Below are 829 nucleotides of genomic sequence, written 5' to 3'. Positions count from 1 at the left end.
GCGGTGAGTTTGTTCAGTTGCGTGCGCAGCTCTGGCCCCATGGCCCGCAGTTGAGCGGTGTGGGTCAGGACCGACTGCTTGATGTCGTCGGGCAGCAGGTGCTGCGTGGCGCTGTTGGCCATGCCTTTGCCAGCGGCTTTGTAGGCACTGAACAAGCCCCCGAAGATGTTGCTGATCGCCGCTTTTGGGTCATGCAGCAGTTGATCACCGGCCGCGCTGATTTGCGTACCGGCCGCCTCCAGATCACCACCGGCATCGAGCGTGCCGTTGACCGCGGCCTCCAGCCCCTTGGCGATTTCATTAAGTACGTCTTCGCCGAGCTTGCCCGCATCCGCGAGGATGTCGGGCAACTTGGCTTTGGCCTGCGTGACAAAGTCATCCAGGCTGCCGACGATGGACGCGTTGAGGTGGCCGACCAGAATTTCGATGACCGAGGCACTGAGCATCAGCTTGGTGGTGGAGCGCATCTCCTGGCGCACCAAGTGCAGGGTCGGGCGCAGGGTCATGCGCGCCGCCGCCATGGTCGGTGGCAGCGGCAACACGCCAATCAGGTTGATCGCCAAACTGGCCCACAGCAGCAGGTCGCGCTTTTCGGTCTTGGTCAGCGTGACCACATCGCCCAGCGCATCCACCAGCGCCATGATGTTGCCAACCACGGGCAAGGCCCCGGCAACGCCCTGAATCCGTTCCAGCGTGACCATACCGCCGCTGACTTCCTGCAACCAGGCATCGAACACCGCCGCGCCGCTGGCCACGTCTTTAATGTCGATAGCACTGATCGGCACGATGGCCACTTGTGGGCCACGTTTTTCTGCAACAGCATTTTCAG

The 829-nt window shown here is 62.4% G+C and carries 1 pseudogene; it reads right to left on the bottom strand.

What is annotated here, in order from left to right:
• A pseudogene (locus TU86_RS22055) lies at window positions 1–829 on the bottom strand (RHS repeat-associated core domain-containing protein); the annotation flags it as partial.

Source organism: Pseudomonas weihenstephanensis (genome assembly GCF_001043055.1).
Lineage (GTDB): Bacteria > Pseudomonadota > Gammaproteobacteria > Pseudomonadales > Pseudomonadaceae > Aquipseudomonas > Aquipseudomonas weihenstephanensis.
Note: the sequence above shows the minus strand (reverse complement) of the source record. Positions and strands in the feature narration are given on the sequence as shown.